The 15,723-nt window shown below is 72.9% G+C and carries 13 protein-coding genes; 3 read left to right on the top strand and 10 right to left on the bottom strand.

What is annotated here, in order from left to right:
- Positions 1 to 85: 85 nt before the first annotated feature.
- A complete protein-coding gene (locus AB0I60_RS23420) occupies positions 86 to 877 on the top strand; it encodes a hypothetical protein (protein WP_360732938.1) in 792 nt (263 codons plus the stop codon).
- Positions 874 to 2,532 carry a serine/threonine-protein kinase gene (locus tag AB0I60_RS23415; RefSeq protein ID WP_360732936.1) on the top strand — a complete coding sequence of 553 codons (1,659 nt, stop codon included), beginning with the start codon at positions 874 to 876 and terminating at the stop codon, positions 2,530 to 2,532. The genes AB0I60_RS23420 and AB0I60_RS23415 overlap by 4 nt, the downstream gene beginning before the upstream one ends.
- Here AB0I60_RS23415 and AB0I60_RS23410 read toward each other — a convergent pair.
- The 7 genes from AB0I60_RS23410 to tkt all read right to left on the bottom strand — a co-directional run bounded on the left by AB0I60_RS23410 (position 2,498) and on the right by tkt (position 12,358).
- Entirely contained in the window at positions 2,498 to 3,757 is a 1,260-nt protein-coding gene (locus AB0I60_RS23410) for a histidine kinase (RefSeq protein ID WP_360732935.1), read from the bottom strand. The genes AB0I60_RS23415 and AB0I60_RS23410 overlap by 35 nt on opposite strands.
- A 242-nt stretch (positions 3,758 to 3,999) precedes the next feature.
- Positions 4,000 to 4,752, bottom strand: a complete 753-nt coding sequence (gene pgl, locus AB0I60_RS23405) for a 6-phosphogluconolactonase (protein WP_360732933.1) — start codon at positions 4,750 to 4,752, stop codon at positions 4,000 to 4,002.
- On the bottom strand, positions 4,749 to 5,957 hold the full coding sequence (gene opcA / locus AB0I60_RS23400; RefSeq protein ID WP_360732932.1) for a glucose-6-phosphate dehydrogenase assembly protein OpcA: 1,209 nt from the start codon (positions 5,955 to 5,957) through the stop codon (positions 4,749 to 4,751). The genes pgl and opcA overlap by 4 nt, the downstream gene beginning before the upstream one ends.
- Positions 5,954 to 7,495, bottom strand: coding sequence for a glucose-6-phosphate dehydrogenase (gene zwf / locus AB0I60_RS23395; protein WP_360732930.1), 1,542 nt, complete (start codon positions 7,493 to 7,495; stop codon positions 5,954 to 5,956). Before zwf ends, opcA begins: the two co-directional genes overlap by 4 nt.
- The gene (locus AB0I60_RS23390; RefSeq protein ID WP_360732928.1) at positions 7,492 to 9,108 is read right to left on the bottom strand and encodes a glucose-6-phosphate isomerase; all 1,617 of its coding nucleotides are present in this window, start codon (positions 9,106 to 9,108) and stop codon (positions 7,492 to 7,494) included. Before AB0I60_RS23390 ends, zwf begins: the two co-directional genes overlap by 4 nt.
- Positions 9,109 to 9,115: 7 nt before the next feature.
- Positions 9,116 to 10,228 (bottom strand): transaldolase, encoded by a 1,113-nt coding sequence (gene tal / locus AB0I60_RS23385; RefSeq protein ID WP_360732926.1) that lies wholly within the window; start codon positions 10,226 to 10,228, stop codon positions 9,116 to 9,118.
- A gap of 36 nt (positions 10,229 to 10,264) precedes the next feature.
- On the bottom strand, positions 10,265 to 12,358 hold the full coding sequence (tkt, locus tag AB0I60_RS23380) for a transketolase (RefSeq protein ID WP_360732924.1): 2,094 nt from the start codon (positions 12,356 to 12,358) through the stop codon (positions 10,265 to 10,267).
- Between the two features lie 286 nt (positions 12,359 to 12,644).
- Between tkt and AB0I60_RS23375 the strand changes: the two genes are divergently transcribed.
- Entirely contained in the window at positions 12,645 to 13,568 is a 924-nt protein-coding gene (locus tag AB0I60_RS23375; protein WP_360732923.1) for a heme o synthase, read from the top strand.
- A 61-nt stretch (positions 13,569 to 13,629) separates the two neighbouring features.
- Here the strand turns inward: AB0I60_RS23375 and AB0I60_RS23370 are convergent, their stop codons facing one another.
- The 3 genes from AB0I60_RS23370 to AB0I60_RS23360 all read right to left on the bottom strand — a co-directional run bounded on the left by AB0I60_RS23370 (position 13,630) and on the right by AB0I60_RS23360 (position 15,718).
- Positions 13,630 to 14,181, bottom strand: coding sequence for a sigma-70 family RNA polymerase sigma factor (locus AB0I60_RS23370; RefSeq protein ID WP_360732922.1), 552 nt, complete (start codon positions 14,179 to 14,181; stop codon positions 13,630 to 13,632).
- A 185-nt stretch (positions 14,182 to 14,366) separates the two neighbouring features.
- Positions 14,367 to 15,020 carry an HD family phosphohydrolase gene (locus AB0I60_RS23365; RefSeq protein ID WP_360732921.1) on the bottom strand — a complete coding sequence of 218 codons (654 nt, stop codon included), beginning with the start codon at positions 15,018 to 15,020 and terminating at the stop codon, positions 14,367 to 14,369.
- A 50-nt stretch (positions 15,021 to 15,070) separates the two neighbouring features.
- Complete coding sequence (locus tag AB0I60_RS23360) at positions 15,071 to 15,718, bottom strand: hypothetical protein (RefSeq protein ID WP_360732920.1); 648 nt, start codon at positions 15,716 to 15,718, stop codon at positions 15,071 to 15,073.
- Positions 15,719 to 15,723 lie beyond the last annotated feature (5 nt).

Genomic DNA, 15,723 nt, shown 5'->3' with positions numbered 1-15,723 from the left:
TAGAGCTAGTGTTCCTGCCGATCGCATACCGACTCCCGGACTCGTCCGCGTCCCTGAACTTCGAGGTGCCCCTGTGAGACGCATTATGAGCGGGGTCGGTTTGCTGCTCGTCTGCGGGATCTTCGGGGTGCTCCCCGGTGTGGTCGTCCCGCCCGCCGCGCGGGCCGCCGGCGACGGGGTCACCCTGACCGCCTACGTGGACGGTCGCCAGGTCGGCCCGGACGACCTGGTGCTCGACCCGTCCCGCTCGGTGAAGGTCGCGGTGACCGTCCACAACGGAACGGACACGGCTCGCCACGTGAAGACCGTCCGGCTCTCCGGCACGGCGCTCGCGCTCACGTTCTTCTCCTACGACACCACCGTCCCGTTCGAGGTGCCCGCGAAGCAGAGCGTCAGCCGGGCCTTCCACCTCGACCTCGGTCAGCTCGGCACCCAGGCGACCGGTCTGCTGCCGACCGACGTCGAGGTGCTCGACGGGCAGCGCGAGGTGGTCGCCGCGATCAGCGCCACGGGTGACGTGCGCGGTTCGCTGTGGTCGGTCTACGGCGTGTTCGGCCTCGCCGTGTTCTTCCTGACCGCGCTGGCGTGGGCGGGTGCGCTGTGGGCGCTGGCCCGCCGCCGGCTGCCCGCGAACCGGTGGCAGCGGGCGATGCAGTTCCTCCCGGCCGGTGTCGGCACCGGGCTGGTCGCGGTCATCTCGCTGTCCGTGCTGCGGGTGGTGGCCCCGTCGCCGGCCGCCGAGGTGCCGTTCGTCCTCGGCGCGGCGGCGGCGGCGTTCCTGCTCGGCTACCTGACCCCGAACGCGGCCGAGCCGCCGCCGGTCGACCCGGAGGCGACCCTGCGGATCACCCGCCCGCTGCCCGGCGGTGCGGCGTGAGCGCCGGCACGGCACCGAGCCCGACCGTGGTGGCCGCGCTGCCGCAGTACGAGATCGGCGCGCAGATCGGCCACGGCGGCATGGGCGTGGTCTACGAGGGCGTGCACCGCCCGCTGGGCCGCCCCGTCGCGATCAAGCGGCTGCCGCACGTGCTCGCCGAGGACGTCCGGATGAGCGCCCGGTTCGAGCACGAGGCACGGCTGCTGGCTCGCCTGGACCACCCGCACATCGTGCCGGTCTACGACTACGTGCAGAGCCACGGCGAACACCTGCTGGTGATCGAGAAGCTGGACGGCGGCACGGTCTGGTCGGCGTCCACCGGGCGCGGCCTCACGCCGTCCGAGTCGTGCGCGATCGCCCTGGCGGCGCTGTCCGGCCTGCACGCCGCGCACGGCGCGGGCGTCCTGCACCTGGACGTGAAGCCGAAGAACCTGCTGTTCACCGCGCAGGGCGCGCTGAAGGTCGCCGACTTCGGCATCTCCCAGGTGGTCAGCGAGGGCGCGACCCTGGTCACGCACGGCGGCCAGGTGCTCGGGACGCCCGCCTACCTGTCGCCGGAGCAGGCGCTGGGCAACCCGCTCAGCCCGGCCGCCGACGTCTACGCGACGGCCACCGTGCTCTACGAGCTGCTCAGCGGCCGGCTGCCGTTCGAGTCCGGCGGCGGCGCGCTGGCGGTGATCCAGCGGCACGTGCACCAGCGGCCCCGCCCGCTGACCGAGGTGCCCGACCCGCTGGCGCGGGTGGTGATGCGCGGGCTGGAACGAGACCCGCAGGCCCGCTACCGCAACGCGGAGACCTTCGCCGTCGACCTGGCGGGCGCGGCGGCCGAGGTGCTCGGGCCGGACTGGCTGCTGCGGGCGGCGCTGCCGGTGCACCTCGCGCCGCAGGTGGCCGCCGCGAGCACCCGGCCGTCCGGCCGGCCCTCGGTGCCGCGCGAGACGCTGGACATCCCGGTCCGGGCCACCGCCGTCGACCTGCCGCCGCCGGCCCGGCTCGACGGCCGGACCCTGCTGCCGGCCGCTGGCCTGCTCGACCGGCCCAAGCCCGCCCGCTGGTTCGCCCTGGCCGCCGTCGTGGCGGCGCTGGTCGCGGTGGCGCTGCCGTTCGCGCGGCCCGGCCGCGACCTGCCGGTGCTGGAACGCGACCTGAGCAGGCCCGTCGTCGTGGAGGACGCGGTCGCGCCCGCCCGGCTCACCGTCACCGCCGGCGGGTTCCCGCTCGCGGAGGTGACCGCCGTGCCGCAGAGCGCGCCCGCCGCGTTCGAGCTGCCCGGCGCGGCCCGCTGGATCGTCGGCGGCGCGGCCGTGGCGACCGTCGAGGCCGGCGACCGGCGCACCGAGTACTCGCTGCGGCCCACCGAGCACCCGATGATCAGCGTCATGGGCGTGGGCGGCGCGGTGCTGCTGCTGTTCACCCTGGCCTACCTGGAGTCGCTGCTGCGCTCGCTGCGCCGCCGCCAGGCGGGTGCCGCCGCGCTGGTCGCGTCGGCACCCCTCGGGTTCGGCCTGGGTGTCGCGGTGTGGCTGCTGCCGTCCGTGCTGCTGCGCCACGAACCCACGCCGCTGCCGGCCCTGGTGTGCGGAGTCCTGGGCGCGGCGGCGGCCGTGTGCACGGCGGTGGCTACCCGTCGAGCGGCCGGGCCAGCGGGAAGGTGACCGCGAGCCGGAACCCGCCGTCCTCGCTGGGCCCCGCCTCGAACGTGCCGTCCAGCAGCGCCGCGCGCTCCTGGAGCCCGACCAGGCCGTGCCCGCCGCTGGGCAGGAGCGGGCACTCGCGCGGCTGGACCGGCGGGTCGTTGCGGATCTCCACCCGCAGCACGTCCGGCTCGGCCTGGACGTGCACGGCGGTCGACGCGCAGCCCGCGTGCTTGCGGACGTTGGTCAGCGCCTCCTGCACGGTCCGGTAGACCGCGCCCGAGATCGGCGCGGGCAGGTCGCCCACCGGGCCCAGCACGGTCAGCGACGCCGGGATGCCCGCGCCCGCGACGAGCTGCGGCAGGTCCTCCACGCGCGGCTGGGGCGAGTCGTCGCCGCCGGTCGTGCGCAGCACGCTGACCAGGTGGCGCAGCTCGTCCAGGGTCCGCGTGCTCAGCGTGCGGATCGTGCCCGCGACCTGCTTGGCGTCCGGGTCGGCGACGGCGATCCGCAGCGCGCCGGCCTGCATCGCGATGAGGCTCACCTGGTGCGACACCACGTCGTGCATCTCGCGGGCCAGCCGCGCCCGCTCGTCGGCCCGCACGGCGTGCGCGTGCAGCACCCGCTCCCGCTCCCGGCTGGCGGCCAGCTCGGCGATCCGGGCGGACAGCTCCTCCCGGGCGTGCGCGAGCAGCCCGATGGCGATCGGCATCCCGGCGACGATGCAGCCGTAGATCGCGTCGTGGATGTGCGTGGTCCAGGGCAGCGCCAGGAACTCGTCCGGCGGCCACAGGAAGAACCGGCTCAGCCACACCAGCCCGGCCGCGACGCAGGTCTGCGTCGACAGCAGCTTCTGCCGGGCCAACGTGCCCAGGGCGATCATCGCGGCGAGCTGCGCCATGCCCGCGAAGAACCCGGGCACGGTCAGCAGCACCACCAGGAACGGGAAGCGCCGGCGCAGCACGAGCGCCGACACGGCGATGATGGAGAGCACGTAGTTGTAGTGCTCGGCGTCCGGCGCGAACCAGAACCAGACGTCGAACGCGCCGATCGCCACGGCGGCGAAGTCCAACGCCAACTGCCGGTGCCGGAACAGCCGCTCCCGCCACCCGCGGGCAGCGCGAGGCACCCGCTCGGTGGGGACGCCGTTGACCCCGCCGCTCGGCAGCCGTTCGACAGCGTTGCCGGCCAGGACTCGCCCTCCCGTGTCAGCTACCCGCTGGTCGTCACCGTACTGCGCTGTCATCACGCTTGGCATGACCGCCCCTTCGCCCCCGAAAGTGCCTGCCGAGCCCCCCTCACCCAACGAGATGCAACGATTACCCGAAAGGGACGTGCGCACCACTACAAAGTTGCGACCGCGAACGCTTGTTCGACATCCGGACGTCTGACGGGTGATGTGGATCACCGGGGCCGATGGGGGTGCGGAGAAGCGAAACGGGGCGGTGGCGACCCGCAGGTCGCCACCGCCCCGTTCGTTCGACCCGGCTAGCTCGGGAGCTTGCCCGCCGCTGCCGCGTCGAGCAGCCAGAGCGTGCGGTCGGAGCCGGTTGCGCCGGCGGCCGGCAGATCGGTCGGGGACGCGCCCGCCAGGGCTGCCGCCACCGCGTCGGCCTTGGCCTCGCCGGTCGTCATCAGCCACACCTCGCGGGCGCGGCGGATCGCCGGGAGGGTCAGGCTGACCCGGGTCGGCGGGGGCTTGGGGCAGTCCCGGACCGCGACGACGGTCCGCGCGCCCTCGTGCACCGCCGGCGAGTCCGGGAAGATCGACGCCACGTGGCCCTCCTCGCCGACGCCGAGCAGCAGCACGTCGAACGCCGGCACGCCGCCCGCCGCCTCGCCGCCCGCTGCCAGCACCTCGGCGTACGCGGCGGCTGCGGCGTCCGGGTCGTCGCCGAACCGACCGTCGGACGGCTCCACCGCGTGCACCCGCGCCGGGTCGACCGGCACGTGGTCGAGCAGCGCCGCCCGGGACTGGGTCTCGTTGCGGTCCGGGTGCCCCGAGGGCAGGAACCGCTCGTCGCCCCAGTACAGGTCGACCCGCGACCAGTCCACGGCGTCGCGCGCCGGGCTCGCCCGGACCTGCTCCAGCACGGCGGCACCGGTCCGGCCGCCGGTCAGCACCAGGGACGCGGTGCCCCGGGCGGCCTGCGCGTCGACCAGCGCGGTGATCAGCCGGGCGGCCGTGACGGCGGCCAGCAGGCCACCGTCGCGGTGCACGACCACAGCGGGCCCGGTCATGCCCGCGCCCTCGACCGGGTGGCCTTCGCCGGAGCCGCCTTGGCCGCCGGGGTCTTGGCCGCCGAGGACTTCGCCGCCCGGGTCTTGGCCGGCTGAGCGCTGCCCGCTGCCTTGGCCGCCGGCTCCTCCGCCGGGATCGTGGCCGCCGCCACCTCCGCCACGGCCGCAGCCGTTGACGTCTTCGCCGCCTTGGCGGCGGCCGGGCCGTCGCCGTTCAGCGAACCGGCCGCGTCGGGTGCCGGGGCGGGTTTGCGGGCGGCGGGCTTGCGGGCCGTCGACGAGGTCCGGCCGCGCACGACCTTGCCCAGCGACCGCAGCGCCGACTCGTACACCTCGTCCGGGTCCAGCCGGCGCAGCTCCTCGGCCAGGCAGTCGCGGATCTCGCGGCGCTGCAGCGCCACCCGCCGCTCCGGCTGGCCGGGCTGGGACAGCGTGCCGACCTTGCCGTCCGGCCGGACCAGCTCCACGACCCCGGACCGGCGGACCAGCTTCACGTCCACGATGCCGACGCCGCGCGCCGCCTTGGACCGCTTGACCGGGGCCTTGAGCGCACCCGCCAGCCACGCGGCCAGCAGGTCCGTGGACGGCGAGTCGACCTCGCCGCCCACCTCGGCCTCGGTGACCTTCTCGAACGGCGGCAGGTCCAGCGCGGAGGCGAGCATGGCCCGCCACAGCGTCAACCGGGTCCACGCCAGGTCCGTGTCGCCCGGCGTGTATCCGGACTTGCGCTGCTCCAGGGCCTTGATCGGGTTCTTCTCGGCCGCCGCGTCGGTGATCCGGCGCTGCGCGAGCTGGCCGATCGGGTCCTTGGCCGGCACCGCCGGGGCCTCGTGCGGCCACCACGCCACGACCGGGGTGTCCGGCAGCAGCAGCGGCACCACGCACGACGCGCCCTCGTTGGCCAGCTCCCCGTACAGCCGCAGCACGATCACCTCGGACGCGCCCGCGTCGCCGCCCACCCGGATCTGGGCGTCCAGCCGGGGCGCGGCCTTGCGCGCGCCCCGCGCGACCACGATCACCCGGCACGGGTGCTCGCGGCTGGCGTCGTTGGCCGCGTCGACGGCGTCCTCGGTCTTCGCGCCGTCGTCGGTGACGATGACCAGGGTCAGCACCCGGCCGAGGGTGACCGCGCCGCCCTCCTCGCGCAGCTGCACGAGCTTGCTGTTGACCTGTGACGTGGTGGTCGAGGGCAGGTCGATGATCACGGGCGCCTCCAGTGCCTGCCGGTGCGGGCCAGCATCTCGTCCGCGGACGCCGGACCCCAGGTGCCCGCCTTGTACTTCTCCGGCGTCCCGGTCGCGGCCCAGTGCCGCAGCACCGGGTCGAGGATCTCCCAGGACAGCTCGACCTCGTCGTTCTTCGGGAACAGCGACGGCTCGCCGAGCAGCACGTCCAGCAGCAGCCGCTCGTACGCCTCGGGCGAGGACTCGGTGAACGCGTGGCCGTAGCCGAAGTCCATCGTGACGTCGCGGACCTCCATGGTGTTGCCGGGCACCTTGGAGCCGAACCGCATGGTCACGCCCTCGTCCGGCTGCACCCGCACCACCAGGGCGTTCTGCCCCAGCTCCTCGGTCGCGGTGTCGTCGAACGGCAGGTGCGGCGCGCGCTTGAACACCACGGCCACCTCGGTGACCCGGCGGCCCAGCCGCTTGCCGGTGCGCAGGTAGAACGGCACGCCCGCCCACCGCCGGGTGGCGATCTCGCAGGTGATCGCGGCGTAGGTCTCGGTGGTGGAGTCCTTGGCGAAACCGCCCTCCTCCAGCAGGCCGGGCACCTTCTGCCCGCCCTGCCAGCCACCGGTGTACTGGCCGCGCGCGGTGGTCTCGTCGAACGGGCCGACCGGCTTGGTCGCGGAGAGCACCTTGACCTTCTCCGCGCGCAGGTCGGCCGGCTTGAACGAGACCGGCTCCTCCATCGCGGTCAGCGCGAGCAGTTGGAGCAGGTGGTTCTGGATCACGTCGCGCGCCGCGCCGATGCCGTCGTAGTAGCCCGCGCGCCCGCCCAGGCCGATGTCCTCGGCCATGGTGATCTGCACGTGGTCGACGTAGTTCGCGTTCCAGATCGGTTCGTAGAGCTGGTTGGCGAAGCGCAGCGCCATGATGTTCTGCACCGTCTCCTTGCCGAGGTAGTGGTCGATGCGGAACACCGACTCCTCGGGGAAGACGTCGTTGACGATCTTGTTGAGGTGCTTGGCGCTGGGCAGGTCGTGCCCGAACGGCTTCTCGATGACGACCCGCCGCCACTGGCCGGGGCTGTCGTGCGGCGGGGACGCCAGGCCCGCGCGCTTGAGCTGGTTGACCACGGTGGTGAACGCGCTGGGCGGCACCGACAGGTAGAACGCGTGGTTGCCGCCCGTGCCGCGCTCGCGGTCGAGGTCGGCGATCGTCTCGGCCAGGGTGTCGAACGCGGTGTCGTCGTCGAAGGTGCCCTGCACGAACCGGATGCCCTCGGCGAGCTGGTCCCAGACCTCCTGCCGGAACGGCGTTCGCGCGTGCTCCTTGACCGCCTCGTGCACGACCTGCATGAAGTCCTGGTCGGCCCAGTCCCGCCGGGCGAAGCCGACGAGCGCGAAGCCCGGCGGCAGCAGGCCCCGGTTGGCCAGGTCGTAGATGGCGGGCATCAGCTTCTTGCGCGACAGGTCGCCGGTCACGCCGAAGATCACCAGCCCGCACGGGCCGGCGATCCTCGGCAGCCGCTTGTCCCGGGGGTCGCGCAGCGGATTGCGCTTGGCTGGCGCAGTCACGAACCGTCCTCCTGGATGGCCTCGACGAGCTGCGCGAGCCCGGCGACGCGGTCGGTGAGGTGCAGGCGCAGCACCGGGCGGCCGTGCCCGGCCAGCACCTGGCCGTCGCCCAGCGCCTGCGCCGTCTGCAGCGTGCCCAGGTCGTACGGCCGGCCCGGCACGTCGAGGGACGTCTCGGACGCCCCGGTGATCTGGAGGAACACCCCGTTCTGGTGCCCGCCCTTGTGGTACTGCCCGGTGGAGTGCAGGAACCGGGGCCCCCAGCCGAACGTGGTCTGGAGGTGGGCCCGCTGCGCCAGCTCCGGGCGGACCAGCGCGAACGACGCGTCGTCCAGCCGGTCCAGGTACGCCTGCACGGACAGGTAGCCGTGGTCCGGCGCGGCGGCGACGAGCTGCTTGAGCGCGTCCGCGACGGTCTTCACGTCGGTGGGCAGCCAGCCGTCGCTCGCGTGCACCTCGATCGGGCCGTCCACGAAGGCCGGTGCCGGTGCCGAGGAGGTCGGCGCGTCCAGCAGGGAGCGGGCGGCCTTCTTCGCCGCCTCCACGTCCGGCTGGTCGAACGGGTTGATGTCGAGCACCCGGCCCACCAGCGCGGTCGCGTACTCCCACACCAGGAACTGCGCGCCGAGCGCGCCCTCGACGGCCACCGACGACGAGCCGGTGGCCGGTCCGATGGCGACGGTCGTGGCGTCCGAGCGGGCGTCCACGAAACCGGGTGCCCCGGGACCTTCCACGACCACCGGCAGCAGGCCGGTGCCGTCCTTGCCGGTGGACTCGGCGATGAGCTGCTCGGCCCAGTCGCCGAAGCCCCGGATGCCCGACCCGGTGTCGGCGAAGACGACCTTCTCGGCGCCGTGCGCGTGCGCCACCGCGAAGGTCGCCGCCAGCACCACGGCCGGGTTGTCCGGCGAGTCCGCCGAGACCAGCGGCGCGACCGCCGCCGCGTCGTCGAGCAGGCCCGCGACGTCCGCGCCCGCCAGGCCGGAGGGCACCAGGCCGAACGCGGTCAGCGCCGAGTACCGGCCGCCGACGTGCGGGTCGGCCAGGAACACCCGGCGGTAGCCCGCCTCCCGCGACGCCGCTTCCAGCGGCGAGCCCGGGTCGGTCACGACGACGATCCGCGACGCCGCGTCCACGCCCGCGGCGGTGAACGCGGCCTCGAAGATCCGCCGGTGGCTGTCGGTCTCCACGGTGCCGCCCGACTTGGACGACACCACCAGCACGGTCCGCTCCAGGTCGCCCGCCAGCGCGTCGGCCACCTGGCCGGGGTCGGTGGTGTCCAGCACCACCAGCGGGACGCCGGCCGTGCCGGTGATCACCTCGGGCGCGAGCGACGAGCCGCCCATGCCCGCCAGCACCACCCGGTCCACGCCCTCGGCGAGCAGTTCCGCCCGCAGCGCCGCGATCTCGGCGACCAGCGGGCGGGACGTCTCGTGCAGCGCGGTCCAGGCGAGCCGGATGGACGCCTCGGGTTCCGCCTCGGGACCCCACAGGGTCGCGTCGCCGGCGGCGAGCCTGCTCGCGACCCGGTCCCCGACCAGGTCGGCCACCACGAGCGCGACCTGGTCCTCGTTGGGCGAGCGGACGATCTCCACGGAGACCACCTCGGTCATGTTCTTCTCAGTCCTTAGCCTGGTCCAGTTGGCCGGTCACCGTCTCGAGCAGTTCCGCCCAGGACTTCTCGAACTTGTCCACGCCCTCGGTCTCCAGCACGACGAACACGTCGTCGAGGTCGATGCCGACCTCGGTGAGCCCGTCGAAGACCTCCTGCGCCTGCGCGGCCCGCCCGGTCACGGTGTCACCCGTGATCTTGCCGTGGTCGGCGACGGCCTGCAGCGTCTTCTCCGGCATCGTGTTGACCGTCCCGGCGACGACCAGCTCGTCGACGTACCGGGTGTCGGAGTACGCGGGGTCCTTGACGCCGGTCGAGGCCCACAGCGGGCGCTGCGGGCGTGCGCCGGCGGCGGCCAGCGCCTCCCAGCGCTCGCCCTGGAAGGTCTCCTCGTACGCGGCGTAGGCCAGCCGCGCGTTGGCGATCGCGGCCTGGCCGCGCAGCTCCTTCGCGCGCGGGGTGTCCAGCGCTTCCAGCCGCTTGTCGATCTCGGTGTCCACCCGGGACACGAAGAACGACGCCACGGAGTGGATGCCGCGCAGGTCGTGGCCGTTCTCCTTGGCCTGCTCCAGGCCCGCGACGAACGCGTCCATCACGTGCCGGTAGCGCTCGACGGAGAAGATCAGCGTCACGTTCACGCTGATGCCCTCGGCCAGCACCTTGGTGATCGCGGGCAGGCCCTCGACCGTGGCCGGGATCTTGACCAGCAGGTTCGGCCGGTCCACCGCCTTGGCCAGGTCGAGCGCCTCGGCGATGGTGGCCCCGGTGTCGTTGGCCAGCCGGGGGTCGACCTCGATCGACACCCGGCCGTCCACGCCCTGGCTGGACTCGTAGAGCGGGCGGAACAGGTCGCACGCGGTGCGCACGTCGCTCGTGGTGATCTCGCGGACGGCGGCGTCGGTGTCCGCGCCGCGCGCCGCGAGTTCGCGCACCTGCTCGTCGTAGGCCGCGCCCTGGGACAGGGCGAGCGCGAAGATCGTCGGGTTGGTGGTCACGCCGACCACGTGCCGGTCGGCGACCAGCCCGGCCAGGTTGCCGGTGTTCAGCCGCTCGCGGGACAGGTCGTCCAGCCAGATCGACACGCCGGCGGCGCTCAGCGCGCCCAGGTTGTCGGTGCTCATCTCGTCATCTCCCGTTCGTGTCGCGCGGAGGTCGGGCTAGCGGGCGTTGGCCAGCGACCGGCGGGCCGCCGCGACGACGTTCTCGGTGGTGAAGCCGAACTCGCGGAACAGCGTCTGGTAGTCCGCCGACGCGCCGAAGTGCTCGATGGACACGATCTCGCCCGCGTCGCCGGCGAACCGGTGCCACGGCTGCGCGATGCCCGCCTCGACCACCACGCGCGCCTTCACCGACGGCGGCAGCACGGAGCGGCGGTAGGACTCGTCCTGCGCGTCGAACCACTCGACGCTGGGCATCGACACCACGCGGGTGGCCACGCCCTCGGCCTCGAACACCTCCCGCGCCTCGACCGCGACCTGGAGCTCGGAGCCGGTGGCGATCAGGATCAGCTCGGGCTCGCCCTCGCCGGCCAGCACGTAGCCGCCGCGCTTGACGCCCTCGACCGCCTTCTCCCGGGTGCCCTCCAGCACCGGCAGGTTCTGCCGGCTCAGCGCCAGGCCCACCGGGCCGTCGAGCTGCTCGATGGTGGCCCGCCAGGCGGCGGCGGTCTCGTTCGCGTCGCCGGGCCGCACCACGGCCAGGCCCGGGATCGCGCGCAGCGCGGCCAGGTGCTCGATCGGCTGGTGCGTCGGGCCGTCCTCGCCGAGGCCGATGGAGTCGTGCGTCCACACGTAGGTGACCGGCGACTTCATCACCGCCGCGAGCCGCACGGCCGGCCGCATGTAGTCGGAGAACACGAGGAACGTGCCGCCGTACGGGCGGGTCGGGCCGTGCAGCGCGATGCCGTTGAGGATCGAGCCCATGGCGTGCTCGCGGACGCCGAAGTGCAGCGTGCGGCCGTACGGGCTGGTCTTCCACATGCCGGTGGAGATCGACTCCGGCCCGAAGGACGTCTCGCCCTTCATCGTGGTCAGGTTCGACTCCGCGAGGTCGGCCGAGCCGCCCCACAGCTCCGGCAGCACGGCGGCGAGCGCGGTCAGCGTCTGGCCGGACGCCTTGCGGGTCGGCACGCCCTTGGCGTCCGGCTCCCACGACGGCAGCGCGTCGGTCCAGCCCTCGGGCAGCTCGCGCGCGGTGAGCCGGTCGAACAGCGCCTTGCGCTCCGGGTTGGCCGACGCCCACGCGTCGAACGACTCCTGCCACTCGGCGCGGGCGGACTCGCCGCGCTTGACGACCTCGCGGGCGTGCGCCAGCACGTCGTCGCCGACCTCGAAGGTCTGCTCCGGGTCGAAGCCCAGCGCCTTCTTGACCGCCGCCACCTCGTCGTCGCCCAGGGCCGCGCCGTGCGCCGCGCCGGTGTTCTGCTTGTTCGGCGCGGGGTAGCCGATGATCGTGCGCAGCAGGACGAACGACGGGCGCGAGGTCTCGGCGCGGGCGTTCTCCAGCGCGGCCAGGATGCCCGCGACGTTCTCGCCGCCCTCGACGACCTGCACGTGCCAGCCGTAAGCCTCGTAGCGCTTCGCGGTGTCCTCGGACAGCGCGATCGCAGTGTCGTCCTCGATGGAGATCTTGTTGTCGTCGTAGACCACCGTGAGGTTGCCCAGCTGCTGGGTGCCCGCGAGCGAGGACGCCTCGGAGGTCACGCCCTCCTCGATGTCGCCGTCGGAGGCGATCACGTAGATCTGGTGGTCGAACGGGCTCTCGCCGGGCGCGGCGTCCGGGTCGAACAGGCCGCGCTCGCGGCGCGCGCCCATCGCCATGCCGACCGCCGAGGCCAGGCCCTGGCCCAGCGGGCCGGTGGTGATCTCCACGCCCCGGGTGTGCCCGTGCTCGGGGTGGCCGGGGGTCTTGGAGCCCCACGTGCGCAGCGCCTTGAGGTCGTCGAGCTCCAGGCCGTAGCCGGAGAGGAAGAGCTGCACGTACAGGGTCAGGCTGGAGTGGCCGGCGCTGAGCACGAACCGGTCGCGGCCCGGCCAGTCGGCGTCCGCCGGGTCGTGGCGCATGACGCGCTGGAACAGCGTGTAGGCGAGCGGCGCCAGGCTCATCGCGGTGCCGGGGTGGCCGTTGCCGACCTTCTGGACCGCGTCGGCGGCCAGGACGCGGGCTGTGTCGACGGCGCGCTTGTCGAGCTCCGTCCAGTCGTCGGGCAGATGGGCCTCGGTCAGCCGGGTGATGTCATCGGTGACGGACACGGACTTCCAGCTCCAGTCTCACGTAGGCGGCAGGTGTTCGACGGGGCGTTCTCAATCGATCCCGTCAGGCCCGATCCGCGGTTTTCCCTCGTCCGCCGGCCAGCCTAGTCCGCTGACCGGACCCCCGTTGCGCGAACACTCTGTGGGTGTACGCACAGGGCGTGTGCACAGGTCGTCAAGCGCGTGCGGGACCGGTGCCCCGTCACCTCCAGGCGTACCCGAACGGGCTGTGCTTTCCACCCGCGGTTACGATCTGCGCATCCCCGTGACCTGACCAAGGAGTGCGATGAGTGCCGTCAGCGAGCTACCGGCGCGGTCGCCCCGACAGGTCGTCGGCGCGTACGTGGCGCTCACCAAGCCGCGCGTGATCGAGCTGCTGCTCATCACGACCATCCCGGCGATGCTGCTGGCCGCCCGGGGTCTGCCGCCGCTGTGGCTGATCGCGTGCACCCTGGCCGGCGGCACCCTCGCGGCGGGCTCGGCGAACGCGCTGAACTGCTACGTCGACGCCGACATCGACTCGGTGATGAAGCGGACCGGGGCCCGGCCGCTGGCCCGCAACACCATCCCGCCGCGCAACGCGCTGATCTTCGGCGTGGTGCTGGGCGTGGTGTCGTTCGGGTTCCTGTGGCTGACCACGAACCTGATCTCGGCCGTGTTCGCGGTGGCCACGATCCTGTTCTACATCTTCGTCTACACGCTGGTGCTCAAGCGGCGCACGTCGCAGAACATCATCTGGGGCGGCATGGCCGGCTGTATGCCGGTGATCATCGGCTGGTCCTCGGTGACGGGCACGGTCGCGTGGCCGGCGCTGGTCATGTTCGGCGTGATCTTCTTCTGGACGCCGCCCCACACGTGGGCGCTGGCGATGAAGTTCAAGGAGGACTACGCGCGGGCGGGCGTGCCGATGCTGCCGGTGGTGGCGACGGCGCAGCAGGTCACGCGGCAGATCGTGATCTACTCCTGGATCACCGTGGTGTGCACGCTGCTGCTGGCCCCCGTGACGTCGTGGATCTACGTGTCGGTCGCGGCCCTGTCGGGCATCTGGTTCGCGGTGTTCGCGCACCGGCTGCACGGCGTCGTGCGGCGCGGCGGGTCCACCAACACGATGAAGTTCTTCCACATGTCGAACCTGTACCTGATGCTGGTGTTCTGCGGCCTGGCCGTGGACGCGGTCGTCGGCCTGCCCGTGCTCGGCTGGCCCTCCTAGACCCCACGGCCGGACCGCCGCGACCCTGTAGCAGGGCCGGCGGCGGTGGGCGTCGAGTGGTTCAGTGGGTCACCAGGTGGTCCGCGATCACCTTGCGCAACCGGGTGAGCGCGCGGTGCTGCGCGACGCGCACCGCGCCCGGCGTCGACTCGACGGCCTCGGCCGTCTCCTCCGCCGACAGCCCCACCACGACCCGCAGCAGCAGGATCTCGCGCTGTTTGGGCGGCAGCACGTCGAGCAGCCGCGACATCTCCTCCGACAGTTCACCGCGCAGCAGGACCAGTTCCGGCCCGGCCTCGGTGACCGGCCCGTCCGGCACGTCGGCCACCGGGTCGATCCGGTTGCGCGCGCCGTACCGGTGGGCGTCGGCGACCTTGTGCGCGGCGATCCCGTACACGAACGCGAGGAACGGCCTGCCCTGGTCGCGGTAACGGGGGAGTGCCTGCAGCACGGCCACGCACACCTCCTGGGCGACGTCGTCGGGCGAGACCAGTGATCCGCCCAGCCGTGCCCGGCAGTAGCGCAGGACGGCCGGCCGGACCGCCCTGAGCAGCCGGTCCACGGCGTCGCGCACGCCCGCCACGGCCTGCGCCACGATTTCCGGGGACACCATCTCCTTTAACGGGACCGTCCTGTCGTCCGCGAACACCTCGCACCTCCACCCCCGCCACAGCGCCCACTGCGGCTTCGTACGGGTGACGCGCACTCTCGGTGAGCCTTACGCGGGCAGACGGAGTATTTTCGGGTGAGTTTCGGACCAACTTCGGTCGGATCAGGTTTGGAGAGTAACCAGAGCGGTCATGAGACGTCGGCCAGCAAGCGGTCGACAGTAGGATCGTCCAACGATTCAACGATGCAGTGCCAGAGTTCGAGGTTCGCCGTCGCCCACCGGGAGTAGGTCGCCGCCGCCTCCGGGTCGTAGAAGTAGTAGCCCTCGTCCTGCTTGGCCTGCTGCTCGCCGACGATCTTGTGCGCCAGCTCGCGCAGCGTGATGCCGTTCTCCTCCAGGTACTTGGGCGCGAGCACCACCGGCGTCACCGGCAGCGCCTTGAACAGGGTGTCCGCGTCGGACAGCGCCTGCGCCTCGCGCGAGATGTGGCGGTGGCGGGTGCGCATCTCGGCCTCCTCCACCACCGCGTCCACCCTGGCCGCGACGGTGTCCGGGACGCCCGCGCCGGCCAGGACGGACAGCCGCAGCTGCCGCCCGTCCACCGGCAGCGAGTTCTTCCGGACCATGTAGTTCACGTCGTGGACGAGGGCGGCGACCTCGACCAGCGCCACGTCCGCGCCGTTGCGCCGGGCGAAGCCGACCGCCTTGTCCCGCACGAAGCTGACGTGGTGCCAGCCGTGGAACTGGAGCTTGGCGGCCAGGGTGCGGCACAGCCGCCACACCTCGCACTCCACCGCGGAGACCGCCTGTGCCGTGATCGTCGGTGCCGAGACCGTGCTCATTGGACCCCTCCCGTGCCGGGTGGGGCGATGGTAATTCGGTCGGGTGATCCTTAGAACGCCTTCGCCAGTTCCTCCAACCTGGACTCGACCGGGACGTGCCGGTGGCTGGTGCGGGTGTCCGGGTCGTACGACAGGCTCCACGGCGTGACCGCCCGGCTCTTCACCAGGAACGTCACGGTGTCGTCCGCCGCTTTGGGGATGCGGTGGAATTCGTGCGCCAGCATCGTCCCGGAATCACCCTCGACGGCCTGGGTGCTGCGCAGGAACGTCGTGTCCCGGATGGACCGGCCGTCCGCCGCCAACCGCGCGGAGAAGCGTTCGTGCAGGTAGGAGCCCGCGAGCAGGACCGTGCAGAAGTGGTAGCGGTGATTGTGGATGGAATCGGCGTAACCCTGCCGCCAGTCCTGCTGCGGTTTGTACTCGTGCAGCCAGAAGGTGAACGGCTCGGCCGGCTCGTCCCGCAGGCACCACGCGAAGTGCGTCGTGGTCTCCCGCGATTTGGCGACCACCCGCATTTCCTCCTGCGGGGTCAGCCGGTGCAGGTGCGCGCGCAGCCGGTCCCGGAGGTCGGGTTCGGCCGACCACTCCCGGAACCGGCCGCGCACGTGTTCCCAGTGGTCGACGACAGGGGGGTCGGCCACGGCGATGCCCGTGGCGAGCTCCGCGAGGGCGGAGATCCCGGCAGACTCGGTCAACACGACTT

The organism is Actinosynnema sp. NPDC050436, assembly GCF_040655415.1.
In the GTDB taxonomy this organism is placed as follows: Bacteria; Actinomycetota; Actinomycetes; order Mycobacteriales; family Pseudonocardiaceae; genus Actinosynnema.
Note: the sequence above shows the minus strand (reverse complement) of the source record. Positions and strands in the feature narration are given on the sequence as shown.

Bases quoted from the DNA above. Each gene is read 5' to 3' on its own strand.
- AB0I60_RS23420 (WP_360732938.1), top strand. From the start codon at position 86: ATGAGCGGGGTCGGTTTGCTGCTCGTCTGCGGGATCTTCGGGGTGCTC.
- AB0I60_RS23375 (WP_360732923.1), top strand. From the start codon at position 12,645: ATGAGTGCCGTCAGCGAGCTACCGGCGCGGTCGCCCCGACAGGTCGTC.
- AB0I60_RS23370 (WP_360732922.1), bottom strand. From the start codon at position 14,181: ATGGTGTCCCCGGAAATCGTGGCGCAGGCCGTGGCGGGCGTGCGCGAC.
- AB0I60_RS23410 (WP_360732935.1), bottom strand. From the start codon at position 3,757: ATGACAGCGCAGTACGGTGACGACCAGCGGGTAGCTGACACGGGAGGG.
- AB0I60_RS23390 (WP_360732928.1), bottom strand. From the start codon at position 9,108: ATGACCGAGGTGGTCTCCGTGGAGATCGTCCGCTCGCCCAACGAGGAC.
- tal (WP_360732926.1), bottom strand. From the start codon at position 10,228: ATGAGCACCGACAACCTGGGCGCGCTGAGCGCCGCCGGCGTGTCGATC.
- AB0I60_RS23365 (WP_360732921.1), bottom strand. From the start codon at position 15,020: ATGAGCACGGTCTCGGCACCGACGATCACGGCACAGGCGGTCTCCGCG.
- pgl (WP_360732933.1), bottom strand. From the start codon at position 4,752: ATGACCGGGCCCGCTGTGGTCGTGCACCGCGACGGTGGCCTGCTGGCC.